1 protein-coding gene is annotated in these 1,496 nt (G+C 68.9%); it reads right to left on the bottom strand.

Annotated elements, in window-relative coordinates; genetic code table 11:
• Positions 1-1,496 (bottom strand): amino acid adenylation domain-containing protein (locus AB0L59_RS42225; RefSeq protein WP_365593522.1); only part of this gene is annotated, 1,496 nt, incomplete at both ends.

Consider the following 1,496-nt stretch of genomic DNA (forward strand, 5'->3'; position numbering starts at 1 on the left):
GCCTTGCGGTCCAGCTTGCCGTTACCACTCAACGGCAGCACATCCAGGACCACGACAGCGGAGGGCACCATGTGCTCCGGCAGCCTGCCACTGACGAACTCCCGCACAGCCATGGCAAGCCCACCGCTGTCCCCCTCCGGGTCGTCCGCGACCACATACGCCACCAGACGCATCTCACCCGGCGTGTCCTCACGGGCGATCACAGCCGCCCGAGCCACCAGCGGATGCGCACCGACCGCCGACTCCACCTCACCCAGCTCGATCCGGAAACCACGAATCTTGACCTGCTCGTCCGCACGGCCCAGGAACACCACCTTCCCGTCCACCGTCCACCGAGCCCGGTCACCCGTGCGATACATCCGCACCCCCGGCTCGAACGGATTCGCCACGAACCGCTCCGCCGTCAGACCAGGACGCCGCACATACCCCCGCGCCACCTGCGCACCCGCCACATACAACTCACCCGCGACACCCACCGGCACCACACGCAAAGCATCATCGAGCACGTAGAAACGAGTGTTGCCCACCGGCGAACCCACCGGAACCACACCCGCCGCGACGTCATCCGCAGTCAACCGCGTCGTCGCCACACCGATCGTCGTCTCCGTCGGACCATAGTGATTGAACACCGCCACATCACCCGCGTGCTCCGTCAGCTCACGCACCAGCCCGGACGAGGCCGCCTCACCACCCAGCACCAGCGAACGCCCGGGCAGCACACCCCCCACCCCGGCCACCGAAGCCAGCGCCCCCACATGCGAGGGCACCACCTTGAGGAAGTCGATCGCATGCTCGGCCAGATAACCCGCCACCAACGCCGGATCAGTCACCGCCTCCTCCGCCAGAACGTGCAGCTCACCCCCGCTCGCCAGACTCGCGAAGACCACCGTGTTACCCAGGTCGGTCGCCTGCGCCTGCAACAGCGCATAACGCCCACCCACCCCACCGAACCCCAACCGGCCCGGCACCGACGCCACATAATTCGCCACCGCACCATGCGTGACCGCCACACCCTTGGGACGACCCGTCGAACCAGAGGTGTAGATCACATACGCCAGAGCGTCCCGCCGCGCCGCGACGCCCGGAGCCGTTCCCGGCAACGCGGACAACTGCATCCGCATCAACGCACCGTCGACGGCCACCTGCCGGCCCACCGGCGGCAGCTCGTCCAGCACCTCCTCCGTGCTCAGGACGAGCGCCACCCGACTGTCCTTGACCTGGAAGGCCACCCGCTCCGCATGCTGCGCGGCATCCACCGGCAGATACCCCGCACCCGCCTTCCACACCGCCAGGATCCCGGCGATCATCTCCACACCACGCGGCAGAGCCAGCCCCACCACCGACTCCGCCCCGATCCCCTGACCGACCAGGAAGTGCGCCAGCCGGTTCGCCCGCGCATCCAACTCCGCAAACGACACCCGCTCACCACCGGCGACCACCGCCACCGCCTCCGGCGCCCGCGCCACCTGCGCCTCGAACGACTCCACCACCGACGC

Origin of the sequence: Streptomyces sp. NPDC052109 (genome assembly GCF_040680195.1) — a bacterium.
GTDB lineage: Bacteria > Actinomycetota > Actinomycetes > Streptomycetales > Streptomycetaceae > Streptomyces.